This window comes from Paractinoplanes durhamensis (genome assembly GCF_016862175.1).
Classification (GTDB): domain Bacteria; phylum Actinomycetota; class Actinomycetes; order Mycobacteriales; family Micromonosporaceae; genus Actinoplanes; species Actinoplanes durhamensis.
In genome coordinates, this window is sequence record NZ_BOML01000014.1 from 33,467 (window position 1) to 48,277 (window position 14,811).

Below are 14,811 nucleotides of genomic sequence, written 5' to 3' on the forward strand. Positions count from 1 at the left end.
AGCCTATGGGAAGCGTTCTCCCGGCTCAACCCCCCTTCTGGGTAAGCTCGGCCAGGTGGTGGACATTGTGGATGGACCTGAGGTCTCTGCCCTGCTCGGTGAGCTGACCACGCTGGTCGGCCGCGACGATCCGTACCCTCGATACCGGCGCCTGCGGGAGATCTCCCCGGTGGTCCGCGCCGACGACAATGCCCTGGTGGTGACCAGGCACGCGGACTGCGCGGCGGTGGCCCGGGACGCCCGGCTGGGGCACATGCCGTCGAACATGCTGGCCTTCCTCGGCCTGCCCGACTGGGAGCAGCACCCGGCCCTGCATCTGCTGTTCACCAGCATCCTGGCGATCAACCCGCCCGATCACACCCGGCTGCGGCGGCTCGTCAGCTCAGCTTTCACGCCCCGCCGGGTCGTCGCGCTGCGGCCGGCCATCGAGCGGATGGTCGACGATCTGCTCGACCGGGTGGACGGCGAGGCCGACTTCATCGAGGCGTTCGCCTTCCCGCTGCCGGTGAACGTGATCGGCGAGCTGCTCGGGGTGCCGGAGCCGGACCGCGCCCAGTTCCAGACCCTGGTGCGGGACTGGTCGCAGCTGCTCGACACGATCACGCCGGAGGTGATCGCGAAGGCCGACCCGGCCGCCGAGACGATGCGCGCCTACCTGGCCGGCCTGGCCGCCGAGCGTCGCAAGAATCCGCAGGACGACCTGCTCAGCGCGCTGGTCGCGGCCGAGGAGGAGGGCGACCGGCTGACCGAGGACGAGCTGCTGACGATGGCGGCGCTGCTGTTCGGGGCCGGTTTCGAGACCACCACCAACCTCCTGGCGAACGGCCTGGTCGCGCTGCTCGGCAACCCCGGCCAGGTCCCTGCACTGCTCGCCGACCCGGTCGCCGCGGCCGAGGAGCTGCTGCGGTTCGACTCACCGGTGCAGCTGATCGCCCGGGTGGCGTGGGAGGAGACCACGATCGGCGGGGTGCGGCTGGAGCCGGGTGACCGGGTGGTCGCCTACCTGGGGGCCGGCAACCGCGATCCGGAACGCTTCGACCAGCCGGAACGGCTCGATCTGTCCAGGAAGGACAACGCTCCGCTGTCCTTCGGCGGCGGCATCCACTACTGCCTCGGCGCGCCGCTGGCGCGGCTGGAGGCCCAGGTGGCTTTTCCGGCGGTCATGTCCCGCTTCCCTGGTGTACGCCTGGATGGTGCGCCGGAGAGGCGGAACAGCCTCACGATCCGGGGCTACAACAGTCTGCCCGTGCACATGGGCAAATAAGGGCGCCGCTGCGAATTCCACGGGGGAAGAACTCGCAACGGCGCATGCCGAACATTAGACGAACGCACGGCGGCTGTCTATCCCACGCGCTGCACGACCGTGCCAACCAGTTTCTTCCAGTCCGCGTCGAACTGGGATCCGCTGCTCGCGTTGCTCAGCTGATAGATCGCGTACGCGTCGACGAGCACCACGTTCACCCGCTGCACGATCGTCACCGCGACGTCGGCGGTGCCCGGGTGCGTCTTCTCGTACTCCTTGTGCCGGATCACCGTGAACCCGCTCCAGGTCTCGTCCTCGAGGGGCTGCACCCGGACGGTCTCGGTGTAGGCGGGCTCGTTGCGCGTGTCGTTGTCGACGGCGGCCACCGACAGGTTGGCCGGGCAGCCGTCGGCGATCGCCTTCAGCCCGGCCAGGGCCGCGTCGGCGCCCGACTTGTCGCCGTAGACGAGGGCGATCTGCTCGAGCGTCTGCGCCCCCTTCTCCCCCTCGTCGGCCAGCGGCGACGCGACGACCTGCCCGCCCGGCGGCACCTCGGGCGGCGCGGTGGTGCCGCCGCAGATGCTGACCAGCTGGTTGGGGTCGGCGCTCTCCTCGGGCGCCGCCCAGGTCGGGCCGATCTCGGCGGCCTGCAACAGCGCGCCCCGCATGGTGGTCACGGAGATGTTCGACGTGTCCGGCTTCTCGCCGTCGTCGGAGCTGCAGCCGGCGGCCACCGCGAGGGCGCAGAGGGCGGTGACGGCGGTGCGAGCGACTCTCCCGGTCACAAACATCGGGCCATCCTTGCAGAAGATCGAAGCATCGCCGACTGGCGTACGCAGCGTGACCTGATGACCGGCGGACCGTCAGCGATTAGGTTGATAGAGACGCTAGGAGGCCGCGGTGACCAAGATCGAAGAACGGCTCCGGCGTGAGCTGGGCCCGGAACGGGTGATCACCGACCGGCAGGAGCTGCGGACGTACGAGTGCGACGGCCTCGCCCACCACAAGGTCATCCCGGCCGTGGTCGTGCTGGCCCGCACCACCGCCGAGGTCGCCGCGACGGTCCGCGCCTGCGCCGACGAGCGGGTCCCGTTCGTGGCCCGCGGCTCCGGCACCGGCCTGTCCGGCGGCGCCCTCCCGCACGCCGACGGGGTGCTGATCGTGACCGCCCAGATGCGCGAGATCCGGGAGATCTCCGCCGCCGACGAGCGGGCGGTGGTCCAGCCCGGCGTGATCAACCTGCAGCTGACCAGGGCGTCGACCCCGGACGGCTACTACTACGCGCCCGACCCCTCCAGCCAGCAGATCTGCTCGATCGGCGGCAACGTCGCGGAGAATTCCGGCGGCGCGCACTGCCTGAAATACGGCTTCACCGTCAACCATGTGACCGGCCTGGAGGTGGTCACTCCCGACGGCGAGACGGTCAAGCTCGGCGGGAAGGCCCTGGAACCGCCCGGCTACGACCTGATCGGCGCGTTCGTCGGCTCGGAGGGCACGCTCGGCGTCGCCACCGAGGTCACCGTGCGGCTGACCAGGCTGCCGGAGACCGTCCGCACCCTCCTGGCAGCGTTCCACGGCATCGACCGGGCCGGCGCCGCCACCAGCGCGATCATCGCGGCCGGGGTGGTGCCGGCCGCGATCGAGATGATGGACGCCCTCGCGATCGAGGCCGCCGAGGCCGCCGTCGCGTGCGGCTATCCACCCGGCGCCGACGCGGTGCTGATCGTCGAGCTGGACGGCCCGGCCGCCGAGGTGGCCGCGCAGTTCGACGAGGTCAACCGGCTCTGCGAGGCGAACGGCGCGTTCGAGATCCGGATCGCCGCCGACGACGCCGAGCGGGCACTGTTCTGGAAGGGCCGCAAGTCGGCGTTCGCCGCGGTCGGCCGGATCAGCCCCGACTACATCGTCCAGGACGGCGTGATCCCGCGAACGGCCCTGGGCGAGGTGCTGCGCCGCATCGACGACCTGGCCACCGGCAACGGCGTACGCGTGGCAAATGTCTTTCATGCCGGCGACGGCAACCTTCACCCGCTGGTGCTGTTCGACGACGCGGTGCCGGGCGAGGCCGAGCGGGCCGAGAACACGTCCGGCGCGATCATCGACCTGTGCATCGAGTACGGCGGCTCGATCACCGGCGAGCACGGCGTCGGCGCCGACAAGGCGAAATACATGCCGCGGATGTTCACCGACGACGACCTCGACACCATGCAGCTGCTGCGCTGCGCCTTCGACCCGGACGGCATCGCCAACCCCGGCAAGATCTATCCGACGCCACGGCTGTGCGGCGAACGCCCCGGCAAGCACCGGGCCGGCGAGACCGCCGACCGGGACGGCGCGGAGGTCTTCTGATGCCCGACCTGACCCGCCCGGCCGGCGACGAGGACGTGATCGGCGGCGTCCAGGCCCGCCTGGTCGCCGCGCCACGCACGACGGCGGAGGCGGCCGAGCTGCTGGCCGCCACCCGGGGCCTGACCGTCGTGGTCCGGGGCGCCGGCACCAAGATCGACTGGGGTCCCCCGCCGCGTTCCCTCGACCTGATCATCGACACGAGCAACCTGACCGGCGTCGTCGAACACGCGGCCGGCGACCTGATCACCATCGTCCGGGCCGGCACCCCGCTGCGCTCCCTCGACCTGGGCGATCAGCTCCTCGCCCTGGACGGGCCCGCGGGGGCCACCATCGGCGGGACGGTCGCGACCGGGACCAGCGGGCCGCGACGGCTGCATTACGGCGGCGTGCGCGACCTGCTCATCGGGATCACCGTGGTCCGGGCCGACGGGAAGATCGCCAAGGCCGGGGGCAAGGTCGTGAAGAACGTCGCCGGGTACGACCTGGGCAAGCTCTACACCGGCTCCTACGGCACGCTCGGGTTGATCACCGAGTGCGCGTTCCGGCTGCACCCCAAGCCGCAGCACGCGTTGTTCGTGCGCACGTCCGCGCCGCCCGCCGACGCCGCCAAGGTGCGGGCCGCGGCGGTGGCTCCCGCGGCGGTCGAGATCGACTCGGCGTCCGGCGAGCTCGCGGTGCTGCTCGAGGGCACGGCCGAAGGCGTACGGGAAAGGGCTGGTCTGGTGGGAAAACTGCTCGGCGGGGACATCTCCGACGAAGCGCCCGCGTGGTGGGGTGAAGATCCGTGGGCGCCGGGTGAGATCGGGGTCAAGCTCTCCGTGCCGCTGTCGGCGGTGCCGACGCTGGCACAAGGCCCTGATTTCGTACGAGGTTCAGCCGGCACCGGCCTGCTCTCCGCGGCTGCGGCCGGCATCACCGAGGTGGAGCGGTTGCGCGCGACCTGCGTACGCCTCGGCGGCCACGCGGTCGTCCTCACCGCCCCACCCGAGATACGCGACATCCTGGACATGTGGGGCCCGGTGCCCGGCTTGTCGCTGATGCGCCGGGTGAAGAACCAGTTCGACCCGGACCACCGTTTCGCACCCGGCCGTTTCGTGGGAGGCATCTAGATGGTCGACGCGACCTGGGGCACCGGCGAGCCCCCACGCGACGTGCTCGGCCCGGTCTCCGGCGCCCCCGCGTTCGACGACGACCACCCGCCGGCGAAGGACCTGATCGCCGACTGCGTGCACTGCGGTTTCTGCCTGCCCACCTGCCCGACGTACGTGCTGTGGGGCGCCGAGGCGGATTCCCCGCGAGGCCGCATCTACTTGATGAACGAGGGCGTCAACGGCGAGCCGCTGAGCGACTCCATGGTGGAACACTTCGACAATTGCCTGGGCTGCATGTCGTGCGTGACGGCGTGTCCGTCCGGCGTGCAATACGACCGCCTGATCGAGGACACCCGGGCCCAGATCGAGCGCCGCCACCCCCGCACGCCAAGGGAGAAGGCGCTGCGCTCGGCGATCTTCGCCCTGTTCCCGTACCCCCGCCGGCTTCGGCTGCTGCGCGTCCCGCTACGGGCGTACCAAAGCTCCGGCCTGCAAAAACTCGTGGCCCGCAGCGGCCTCCTGCAGCGTTTGGCCCCCACGCTCGCGACCCTGGAATCGCTGGCCCCGCGGCTGCGCAGCGTGCCGCGCCCGCCGCGCCGCGTCGCGGCGAAGGGTCAACAACGGGCCGTCGTGGGCATGCTCACCGGTTGCGTGCAGAGCGCGTTCTTCCCCGACGTCAATTCCGCGACCGTACGGGTCCTCGCGGCCGAGGGCTGCGAGGTGCTGATCCCGCCGTCGCAGGGTTGTTGCGGCGCCCTGAGCGTGCACAACGGCCGCCGGGCGGAGGCGCAGCGCTTCGCCCGCAAACTGATCGACACGTTCGAGTCGACCGGCATGGACTACTTCGTGGTCAACGCGGCCGGCTGCGGTTCGTCCCTGAAGGAGTACGACGCCCTGCTGGCCGACGACCCGGCGTATGCGGGGCGGGCGGCGGCGTTCACCGCGAAGGTCCGCGACCTGGCCGAGCTGCTGCACGAGCTGGGCCCGGTGGCGAAGCGCCACCCCCTGGACCTGACGGTCGCCTATCACGACGCCTGCCATCTTGGTCACGCCCAGGGCATCCGCACCCAGCCCCGATCACTGCTGCGCGACATCCCCGCCCTGACCCTGCGCGAGATCACCGACCCGGAGATCTGCTGCGGTTCGGCCGGCATCTGGAACGTCCTGAACCCGGAGCCGGCCGCCGCCCTGGGCGACCTGAAGGCCAAAAACGTCCTGGCCACCGGCGCATCACTGCTGGTCACGGCAAACCCGGGCTGCCTGATGCAAATCGCAGCCGCAGCCCAACGCCAGGGCGGCCAGATAGCCCTGGCCCACACCGCCCAGGTCCTGGACGCCTCAATCCGAAACCTGGGCGCCCCGGCCCTGCTCAGCCCGCCCGGTTAACGGCCGGCGAGCCGCCCGGCCTGCCCGTCGTGAATACCGCTGACCCACTCCCAGCCAGGCGCGGCCGCCGCCCCGATCCGCGGGTCATCGGGAGTCTCGCCGTCCCGAAGGGCAAGCACGTAGGCCCGGTCCAGCGCGATCCGCGCACGTACCTGCCCGGCGCCCCCCACCGACCCGTGCCCCGGCACGACGACGTGCGCACCGTCCGCCATGCTCTCGAGAAGCCGCAGCGCGGCGAGGTAGTCCTCGATCGGATCAGCGGTCCCGTCGAGATCGAGCATCGGGATCAGCACGTCGGAGAGCATGTCCCCGGCAAGAAGAACCCCGCTCTCCTCGACGAACAGCGCCGCGTGCCCCGGCGCATGCGCCCGATGCTCAAGGATGCGAACGGCAGGCCCACCCCAGGGAACGCTCTCCGCCCCCGGAGGCAGCCCAGTGATCAGCCCGAACAGATCCAGCGAGACCCGATCGGCGATCCCGGCCGGTTCCAGGTGCTCGGTGACCCGGGCCTTGATGTCCGGATCGGACAGCAACTCCGCAACGGCAGCCGCACAGCGGGCCGTGCCGTAGCGCGGAACATCCCCGAGCCGCCCGTCCCAGAGCAGATGGTCCCAGTCCGGATGAGTGGAGAACCCGGCCACCACGACCGACCCCGCCGCACTCAGGTCACCGGCAAGGCAAGCCAGCTCGTCATCCTGAAGCCCGGCATCGACCAGCAGCACGCCACCATCCCCGCGCACGACAACGGCATTGCTCTGCAGAAACGCGCTCTGATGCACCAGCACGCCGTCAGCGACCTGCGTAAGCATCGTCCCTCTTCCCCTAGAGTGGTTGCGATCTGCAACCACTCTAGGGGACGCCTGCCGCAAGAACCGCTACTGAATAGCGAAAGAGGGATGCGGCGGCTGGTTGTAGGCGGTGTTCTGCCAGGCGATCGCCTCGCGGTACTGGACGTCGTGCAGCAGCGTCACGACCCGCCGGTCGGTGGCCGTCGGCGTCGAGTAGATCCGCAGGGCGTTGTTGGCGGTGGTCGGCCAGATCACCTCTTCGCGCCAGTCCCCCAACAGGTCGCCGGAGAGCGACGGCGTCGACTTCGTGCTGTTGTTGGAGTGCACGTCGGCGGCGGTCAGCAACCGGGTGTCGCTCGACGTCCCGTACTTGTCGATGTGCGTCCCGTCGAGCAGCTCCCGGGTCGCGTCGCCGTCCCACCAGACCACGAAGTTGGTCGACCCGGGCTTACGGCTGGACACCACCGCGCCGGACGGACTGCGCACCCCGTCGACCGCGGAGGACCAGGACTCGGCGCCCGGGCTGCCGGCCCAGATGTCGGCCGAGACGCCGCGGCCGTTGTCGCCGTTGGCCGGCGTGGACCAGATGATCTGGCCGGTCTTGGCGTCGGCGAACCACGAGGAAGGCTTCGTGCCGTCCTCGTCGACCTTGAACTCCTCCAGGCCCGGCCGGGACGGGTCGAGGTCACCGACGTGCATGGTGTCGCCGTGGCCGTTGCCGGTGTTCCACAGCTTGCCGCCGTTGTCGTCGATCGCCATCGAGCCGTAGATGATCTCGTCCTTGCCGTCCTGGTCGACGTCCGCGATGGACAGCTGGTGGTTGCCCTGTCCGGCGTACGCGCTGTTGCCGCTCGTGGTGGAGTCGAACGTCCAGCGGCGGGTCAGCGCACCGTTGCGGAAGTCCCAGGCCACGATCACCGAGCGGGTGTAGTAGCCGCGCGCCATCACCAGGCTGGGCCGGCTGCCGTCGAGATAGGCCGTGCCGGCCAGGAACCGATCAACCCGATTGCCGTACGAGTCACCCCAGCTGGACACCGTTCCGCGGGCCGGCTCGTAGTTGACGGTCGACACGGCGGCCCCGGTGCGGCCGTCGAACATCGTCAGGAACTCCGGGCCGGTCAGGATGTAGCCGGACGAGTTGCGGTAGTCGGCGTTCGCGTCGCCGATCACCGTGCCGACCCCGTCCACGGTCGCGTCGGCGGTCTTCATCGCCACTTCGGCATCGCCGTCGCCGTCGTAGTCGTACACCTGGAACTGGGTGTAATGCGCGCCCGCCCGGATGTTGCGTCCGAGATTGATCCGCCAGAGGCGGGTCCCGTCGAGTTTGTAGCCGTCGATGTAGACCGGGTCGGTGACCCCGGACTGCGAGTTGTCCTTGGAGTTCGTCGGGTCCCATTTGAGAACGATGTCGAGCTTGCCGTCGCCGTCGAGGTCCCCGGTGCTGGCGTCGTTGGCGACGTACAGCGCGCTGTTCGGGTTCTGGATCGGCACGTCGAGATAGCCGTTGGCGAAGTTGAGAGCCGGACCCTCCGCGGCCTGCTCAACCCCATTCAAAACCGGCTTGACGGTGTACGTCTGACCTGCGGCCGCCCCCGAGTCGAGGTAATTCGTCGACGTCGTCAGCGGGCTCGCGGTCAGCTTGGTGGTGCCGCGATAGACGTTGAACGCCACTCCGCTCGGGTCGGTGCCGAGCAGCCGCCAGCTGACCAGGTTCCCGCTGCCGGAGTGCACGCTGATCACGCCGCGGTCGAGTTTTTCGACCTGCTTGCCGTTGACCGTAGAGGTCCCTCCGGCCGGCGGAGGGGTGGTCGTAGGCGGAACGGTCGTCGGGGCGGTGGTCGGCGGGGCGGTGGTCGGCGTGCTGGTGGTGGGACTCGTGGGCGTAGTACCACCGGTGCACGCGGTGCCGTTGAGGCTGAACGACGCGGGCGTGGCCGACGCGCCGGTGCCGTTGAAGCCGAAGCTGGTCGTCGCGTTGGTGCCGAGCGCCGCGTTGTAGCCGGCGTCCGTCACCGACACGGTCGCCCCGGACTGGGTGACCACCCCGTTCCAGAGCTGGGAGATGGTCTGGTCGCCGGGGAAGGCGAAGGTCAGCGTCCAGCCGTTGATCGCGTCGCCGAGGTTGGTGACGTCCACGGCGACGCCGAACCCACCCGGCCACGTACTGCTCACGGTGTATTTGACCTGGCAGCCCGCGGCCGCATCCGCGCGCGCCGCGACCGCCAGGAGCCCCGCGCCGACGGTGGCGACGGCGAGGGCGGCGGCAATCTTCTTCCTGCTGGCCACGTAAGGCCCCTTAGATTTACAGTCATGGATTGGGAGCGCTCCCAGACTGAGGCGTGCCACCACGTTCGTCAAGGCTCCCGTTCCCCACCCATATCCCGCGTCCTCCGGGAAGGAACCCCATGCACCGACGAACATTCGCTCTGCTCACCGCCACGGCCACCGCCCTGGCCTCGGTCGCGGTGATCACCGCGAGCCGGGCCGACGCCGCCGCCGGCTGCCAGGTGAAATACACCGTCTCCAGCCAGTGGCCGGGTGGCTTCGGCGCCGCGGTCGACGTCACCAACCTCGGCGACGCGACCAACGGCTGGACGCTGGCGTTCAGCTTCGCCGCCGGCCAGACCATCACCCAGCTGTGGAACGGCTCGGTGACCCAGTCCGGCGCTGCGGTCACCGTCAAGAACGCCGCCTGGAACCCGGTGATCGCCACCGGCGGCACCGCATCGTTCGGCTTCAACGGCTCGTGGACCGGCAGCAACCCCGTGCCCACCTCGTTCACCTTCAACGGGGTGACCTGCACCGGCGCGGTCACCACCACCGCCCCGACGACCACCCCGGCCACCACCACCCCGACCTCGACCCCCACCACCCAGCCGACGACCGCGCCGCCCACGACGACCCCGCCGGCCGGCACCCCGGTCAAGGTGATGGCGCTGGGTGACTCGATCACCGGCTCCCCCGGCTGCTGGCGGGCCCTGCTCTGGCAGAAGCTCCCGGCCGCCAAGGTCGACTTCGTCGGCACCCTGCCCGGCCAGGGCTGCGGCTTCACCTACGACGGCGAGAACGAGGGCCACGGCGGCTACCTGGCCACCAACGTCGCCAACCAGGACCTGCTCGTCGGCTGGCTGGCCGCGACCACCCCGGACGTCGTGATCATGCACTTCGGCACCAACGACGTCTGGTCGAGCCTGTCCACCGACACGGTCCTCGCCGCGTACACCCGGATGGTCACCCAGATGCGCGCCTCCAACCCGCGGATGAAGATCGGCGTCGCCCAGATCATCCCGATGAACCCGAGCACCTGCACCGAGTGCGCGGCCCGGGTGGTCGCCCTGAACGCGGCGATTCCGGCCTGGGCGGCCGGCCAGACCACGACCGCCTCCCCCATCACGGTGATCGACCAGTGGACCGGCTTCAGCACGGCCACCGACACCTACGACGGCGTACACCCGAACGACGCCGGCAACGTGAAGATCGCCGACCGCTGGTACCCGTACGTGTCGGCCGCCATCTCCTGACCCGACAACGACGGCGGCCCGAATTCGTCAGATCAGGGCCGCCGTCGCCGATCTCCATCAGGTCCCGAGCTATCCGGTTCAGCCGCCGGATCGGACTGGAGATCCTTCATGCCCGCATCACCAGGTGACCAGCTCACCGCGGCACGCCCCAGCCGGGTGTGGTTGTGGTTCCTGCTGGCCGGCACGGTCGTGGCGGTCGCCTACATCCTGTTGCCCCAGAACCAGGTGACCAACTGGATCTTCCCGGTGGTCAACACCAGCGGCGCGATCGCGGCGCTGATCGGCGTGCACCGGAACCGGCCGCGCAACAAGCCGGCCTGGACCATGCTGGCCGTCGCGCTGTCGCTGTCCGCCGCCGGCGACATCATCTTCGCCGGGTACGACCTGTTCAACGCGGATGCGCCGTTCCCCTCGGTGGCCGACATCCTCTACATCGCCGCGCACCTGCTCGCCGCGGCCGCCGTGGTCCGGCTGAGTCACCACGCCGGCCGGGACAGCATGCTCGAAGCGGGCGTTTTGACCGTCCCGCTCGCCCTGCAGTACTGGATCCACATCATCAGCCCGATCCTCAAGGACGGCGGCACCACCCTCGCCATCCTGGTCGCCGTGGTCACCCCGGTCGGCACCCTGATCGTGCTGTTCGGCGCCCTGCGCGCCGGCCTCAGCATGGAGATGCGCAAGTGGCCGGCCCGGCTGCTGGTGGCCGGCATGGTGTGCTGGTTCGTCCCGGACGCCTACTACGCCACCGCCAGCCTCAACGGCAGCTACCAGGCCGGCGGCTGGATGGACCTGGGCTGGATGCTGATGCCGCTGCTGCTCGGCGCGGCCGCCCTGCACCCGCAGATGCCGCAGCTCAACGTCCCGCTGCACGTCTCCACCAACATCCTCAGCGTCCGCCGCTACCTGGTGGTGATCGCCGGCGTGCTGGCCCTGGACGCGTACGCCGCGGTCACCACGCACGGCCCGCACCGGCTGGTCTCGATCGCCGTGCTGATCTCCGGCACGCTGGCCGCCGTCCGCATCCGCCGCCCGCTCAAGGACATGGGCCGGCGGGCCACCCGGGACGGGCTGACCGGCCTGCCCAACCGCACCGAGCTGATCCGCCGGCTGACCTTCGCGCTGGCCGAGCTGCCGGCCGACGGCAGCAGCAAGGTCGCCCTGCTCTTCTGCGACCTGGACCGGTTCAAGGACGTCAACGACAGCCTCGGCCACGCGGCCGGCGACCGGATGCTCATCACGATCGCCCAGCGGATCTCCGCGTCGGTCCGCGACGACCGCGACGTGGTGGCCCGGCTCGGCGGCGACGAGTTCGTGATCCTCATGCCGGACGCCACCGACGAGGCCACCGACCGGGTCGCCGAGCGCCTGGTCACCTCGTTCACCGACCCGATCGACATCGACGGGGTCGAGGTCTACCCGTCGGTCTCGGTCGGCGTGCGCACCACCGACGACTTCAAGGCCGAACCGGCCGCGCTGCTGCGCGACGCGGACGCCGCGATGTACCGGGCGAAGAGCAGCGGGCGCGGGCGCGCCGAGCGGTTCGACGACCGGTACGCGGCCGAGGCGAGTGCCCGCCTGCGCCTGGACGCCGAGCTGCGGCACGCTCTGGCCAACGACGAGCTGATCTGCGTCTACCACCCGGAGATCGACCTGGCCGGCGGCGGCCTGTACGCCCTCGAGGCGCTGGTCCGCTGGCAGCACCCGTCCCGCGGCCTGCTCTCCCCGGACGACTTCGTGCCGCACGCCGAGACGGTCGGCCTGATCGGCATCCTGTTCGAGCAGGTCCTCGACCAGGTGCTGACCGCCCAGGACAAGTGGGAGACCGAGTTCGGCTGGCGCCCCACCGTCGCGGTCAACGTGTCCCCCCGGCAGCTCACCGACAGCCGCCTGGTCAAGGTGGTGCTGGCCGCGCTGGAGGCGCACGACGCCCCGGCGTCGGCCCTGATCCTCGAGGTCACCGAGACCGCCCTGGTGGACGACTCGGTGATGACCGGCACCCTGGCCGAGCTGCGCCGGCACGGGGTGGCGGTGGCCGTCGACGACTTCGGCACCGGCTACTCGTCGGTCTCCCGGCTGGCCGACCGGCACTGGGACGCCCTGAAGATAGACCGCAGCTTCGTCTCCGGCATCACCGAGGACCCGGCCCGTGAGGGTGTCGTGCACGCGATGATCGCCCTGGCCCACGCACTGCAGCTGCGGGCGATCGCCGAGGGCGTCGAGGACGAGCCGACCCTGGCGAAGCTGCGCGAGTTGGGTTGCGATGCTGCCCAGGGCTACCTCTACACCCGCCCGGTCGACGCCGCCGAGATCAGCAAGATGATCATCCGCTCCCCGCAGTGGAACCCGGCCACGATCACGACCGCCGCCTGATCCCCTCCAGCAGGACGGTCAGGTAGTGGCGGGCGGTCGCCGCCCGTTCCGCGGTGGTGGCCGCGGGGTGCACCCCGGCCGCGAAGATCACCCCGCACATCAGCGGCATCAGGTCGGCGGCGGTCACCGCCGGGTCGACGGCGCCGGCCGCGTGCGCCCGGCCGAGCAACTCGCCGAACCGCCCGACCAGCCGCCGCTTCAGTTCGGTGGTGCGGGGCAGCGCGTCGACCGGCGCGGCGAACACCGGCGCCAGGGCCCGGTCGGTGATCTGGGCGTCGACCCCGGCGTACAGGAGGTCGCGCAACGCGGGCCACGGGTCGCCGGCGGCGAAAGCGCGCTCGACGAGGGCTTCGAGGCCGTCGACCGCGAGGGTCTCCAGCAGCGCCTCCGGGGTCGGGAAGTGCCGGTAGACGGTGGCCACCCCGACCTCGGCCGCCCGCGCGACGTCGTTGAGCTGGATCGGCGTGCCCTCGTCGACCATCCGCCGGCCCACCTCGACGATGCGGTGCCAGTTGCGGGCGGCGTCCTTGCGCAGCGGGGCGGTGGTCATGCCCACAGCATAACCGGATAGCTCATCCGCTTATGTTAGCTTGAAATGGATGAGCTATCCGTTTTCGAGGAGGACCAGATGACGAGCGACAGCGTCGAGGTGGGCGGCCGGACCCGCACCTTCACCGTGGTCGGGACACCGGGTGAGAAGACCGACCTGATCCTGGTGTTCCACGGGTCGAAGCAGAACGGGCGCAAGCACCGTGCCTTCACCGGCGGGATGTTCGACGCCCTCGCCACCGCCGGCACCGCCGCGGTCGTCTACCTGGACGGCTACCGGGGCAACTGGAACGACGCCCGCCGGCAGAGCGCGTTCCCGGCCCGCCGGGACGACATCGACGACGTCGGCTTCGTCCGCGCGGTGATCGACAGGCTCGGCGCGGCCCGGGTCTTCGCGGTCGGCTACTCCAACGGCGGCCAGATGGTGATGCGCCTGGCCCACGAGACGCCGGCCCTGATCGCCGGCGCGACGGTGCTCGCCGCGACCATGCCGGCGCCCGGCAACTTCCTGCTGGCCGAATCGGGCTACGCGCCGATGCCGGTCCTGCTCATCCACGGCACCAGGGACCCGATCGTCAGCTACCGCGGCGGCGAGATGAGCTGGTGGGCGCGGGCGCTGTTCAAGGTCGGCGGCCGCACCCTGTCGATGCCGGAAACCGCTGCCTACTTCGCGGCCCGCAACGGCATCACCGCCGAGCCGGCCGGCACCCGGACCGGCGACACCGAGCGCACCGACTACCGGCAGGACGGCCGCCCGCCGGTCACCCTGCTCACCGTGCACGGCGGCGGCCACACCATCCCCGGCCCGCACAAGGCCCCCGCCGTCCTCGGCCGGACCAGCACCAAGGTGAACACCGCCGACCTGATCGGCGAGTTCTTCGGCCTGGCCGGCCACGCCGCCGACGCGCACGGCTGAGCGCACCGCGCCGCGCTCACCCCGCCGCGCTCACCCCGCCGCGCCGCGTCCACCCCGCCGCGCTCACCGCGCCACGCCCACCCCACCGCGCCCGCCGCGCCGCGCCCGCCGCGCCGCGCTCACCCCGGAGGGGAGGGAAGATGAACCAGATATCCAGCCGATTTCCGGCAGCGCGAAAGGCGGACCGCGATGATCTTCATTACCGCAAAGTTCCTGATCAAGCCCGAGCATGCCGAGGCGTGGGCGGAGCTCGCCGGCCCGTTCACCCGGGCCACCCGCGGCGAAGCCGGCTGCCTCTGGTTCGACTGGTCGCGCAGCCTCGACAACCCCCACGAGTACGTGCTGGTGGAGGCGTTCCGCGACGGCGACGCCGGTGCGGCCCACGTCGGGTCGGCGCACTTCAAGCAGGCGCAGCAGGACCTCCCGCAGTACCTGGTGGCCACCCCGAAGATCGTCAGCCAGTCGGTCGACCAGGACGACTGGTCCGAGCTGGGCGAGCTCGCCGTCAAGTGACCCGGACGGCGGGCCGCGATGGCGGCCCGCCGTCGGCGGTCGATGAACCTTTTTCAACCGGGCATCGGGCCTGCGGTTCCGGCGC

Annotated in this window: 12 protein-coding genes; 8 read left to right on the forward strand and 4 right to left on the reverse strand. The window is 70.9% G+C overall.

Going from position 1 to position 14,811, the window contains the following annotated elements; translation table 11 throughout:
* Positions 1 to 55 precede the first annotated feature (55 nt).
* Positions 56 to 1,264, forward strand: coding sequence for a cytochrome P450 (locus Adu01nite_RS08670; RefSeq protein ID WP_203726036.1), 1,209 nt, complete (start codon positions 56 to 58; stop codon positions 1,262 to 1,264).
* 77 nt (positions 1,265 to 1,341) lie between these two features.
* Here the strand turns inward: Adu01nite_RS08670 and Adu01nite_RS08675 are convergent, their stop codons facing one another.
* Positions 1,342 to 2,034 (reverse strand): hypothetical protein, encoded by a 693-nt coding sequence (locus Adu01nite_RS08675; protein ID WP_203726037.1) that lies wholly within the window; start codon positions 2,032 to 2,034, stop codon positions 1,342 to 1,344.
* A gap of 109 nt (positions 2,035 to 2,143) precedes the next feature.
* Here Adu01nite_RS08675 and Adu01nite_RS08680 point away from each other — a divergent pair, with 109 nt between their 5' ends.
* Genes Adu01nite_RS08680 through Adu01nite_RS08690 form a run of 3 tightly spaced genes read left to right on the forward strand, consistent with a single transcriptional unit; the run spans position 2,144 to position 6,069 of the window.
* Complete coding sequence (locus Adu01nite_RS08680) at positions 2,144 to 3,592, forward strand: FAD-linked oxidase C-terminal domain-containing protein (RefSeq protein WP_203726038.1); 1,449 nt, start codon at positions 2,144 to 2,146, stop codon at positions 3,590 to 3,592.
* The gene (locus Adu01nite_RS08685) at positions 3,592 to 4,701 is read left to right on the forward strand and encodes an FAD-binding oxidoreductase (protein WP_203726039.1); all 1,110 of its coding nucleotides are present in this window, start codon (positions 3,592 to 3,594) and stop codon (positions 4,699 to 4,701) included. Before Adu01nite_RS08680 ends, Adu01nite_RS08685 begins: the two co-directional genes overlap by 1 nt.
* Positions 4,702 to 6,069 carry a (Fe-S)-binding protein gene (locus Adu01nite_RS08690; RefSeq protein WP_203726040.1) on the forward strand — a complete coding sequence of 456 codons (1,368 nt, stop codon included), beginning with the start codon at positions 4,702 to 4,704 and terminating at the stop codon, positions 6,067 to 6,069.
* On the opposite strand, the gene Adu01nite_RS08695 is transcribed toward Adu01nite_RS08690, so the two are convergent.
* On the reverse strand, positions 6,066 to 6,878 hold the full coding sequence (locus Adu01nite_RS08695) for an MBL fold metallo-hydrolase (RefSeq protein ID WP_203726041.1): 813 nt from the start codon (positions 6,876 to 6,878) through the stop codon (positions 6,066 to 6,068). The genes Adu01nite_RS08690 and Adu01nite_RS08695 overlap by 4 nt on opposite strands.
* Before the next feature lie 66 nt (positions 6,879 to 6,944).
* A complete protein-coding gene (locus Adu01nite_RS08700) occupies positions 6,945 to 9,143 on the reverse strand; it encodes a rhamnogalacturonan lyase family protein (protein WP_203726042.1) in 2,199 nt (732 codons plus the stop codon).
* 119 nt (positions 9,144 to 9,262) lie between these two features.
* On the opposite strand from Adu01nite_RS08700, the gene Adu01nite_RS08705 reads away from it, so the two are divergent.
* Together Adu01nite_RS08705 and Adu01nite_RS08710 are read left to right on the forward strand one after the other, a co-directional pair.
* On the forward strand, positions 9,263 to 10,378 hold the full coding sequence (locus Adu01nite_RS08705) for a cellulose binding domain-containing protein (RefSeq protein WP_203726043.1): 1,116 nt from the start codon (positions 9,263 to 9,265) through the stop codon (positions 10,376 to 10,378).
* 108 nt (positions 10,379 to 10,486) lie between these two features.
* A complete protein-coding gene (locus Adu01nite_RS08710; RefSeq protein WP_203726044.1) occupies positions 10,487 to 12,748 on the forward strand; it encodes a putative bifunctional diguanylate cyclase/phosphodiesterase in 2,262 nt (753 codons plus the stop codon).
* Here Adu01nite_RS08710 and Adu01nite_RS08715 read toward each other — a convergent pair.
* The gene (locus Adu01nite_RS08715) at positions 12,732 to 13,298 is read right to left on the reverse strand and encodes a TetR/AcrR family transcriptional regulator (RefSeq protein ID WP_239132242.1); all 567 of its coding nucleotides are present in this window, start codon (positions 13,296 to 13,298) and stop codon (positions 12,732 to 12,734) included. The genes Adu01nite_RS08710 and Adu01nite_RS08715 overlap by 17 nt on opposite strands.
* 78 nt (positions 13,299 to 13,376) lie before the next feature.
* Between Adu01nite_RS08715 and Adu01nite_RS08720 the strand changes: the two genes are divergently transcribed.
* On the forward strand, positions 13,377 to 14,213 hold the full coding sequence (locus Adu01nite_RS08720) for a CE1 family esterase (RefSeq protein WP_203726046.1): 837 nt from the start codon (positions 13,377 to 13,379) through the stop codon (positions 14,211 to 14,213).
* A gap of 189 nt (positions 14,214 to 14,402) precedes the next feature.
* On the forward strand, positions 14,403 to 14,726 hold the full coding sequence (locus tag Adu01nite_RS08725; protein WP_203726047.1) for a putative quinol monooxygenase: 324 nt from the start codon (positions 14,403 to 14,405) through the stop codon (positions 14,724 to 14,726).
* The last annotated feature ends 85 nt before the right edge of the window (positions 14,727 to 14,811 follow it).

What these genes read in the sequence shown, in the direction of transcription:
- Adu01nite_RS08720 (WP_203726046.1), top strand. Translation starts at nt 13,377, where the DNA reads ATGACGAGCGACAGCGTCGAGGTGGGCGGCCGGACCCGCACCTTCACC.
- Adu01nite_RS08725 (WP_203726047.1), top strand. Translation starts at nt 14,403, where the DNA reads ATGATCTTCATTACCGCAAAGTTCCTGATCAAGCCCGAGCATGCCGAG.
- Adu01nite_RS08675 (WP_203726037.1), bottom strand. Translation starts at nt 2,034, where the DNA reads ATGTTTGTGACCGGGAGAGTCGCTCGCACCGCCGTCACCGCCCTCTGC.
- Adu01nite_RS08710 (WP_203726044.1), top strand. Translation starts at nt 10,487, where the DNA reads ATGCCCGCATCACCAGGTGACCAGCTCACCGCGGCACGCCCCAGCCGG.
- Adu01nite_RS08685 (WP_203726039.1), top strand. Translation starts at nt 3,592, where the DNA reads ATGCCCGACCTGACCCGCCCGGCCGGCGACGAGGACGTGATCGGCGGC.
- Adu01nite_RS08715 (WP_239132242.1), bottom strand. Translation starts at nt 13,298, where the DNA reads ATGACCACCGCCCCGCTGCGCAAGGACGCCGCCCGCAACTGGCACCGC.
- Adu01nite_RS08690 (WP_203726040.1), top strand. Translation starts at nt 4,702, where the DNA reads ATGGTCGACGCGACCTGGGGCACCGGCGAGCCCCCACGCGACGTGCTC.
- Adu01nite_RS08695 (WP_203726041.1), bottom strand. Translation starts at nt 6,878, where the DNA reads ATGCTTACGCAGGTCGCTGACGGCGTGCTGGTGCATCAGAGCGCGTTT.
- Adu01nite_RS08705 (WP_203726043.1), top strand. Translation starts at nt 9,263, where the DNA reads ATGCACCGACGAACATTCGCTCTGCTCACCGCCACGGCCACCGCCCTG.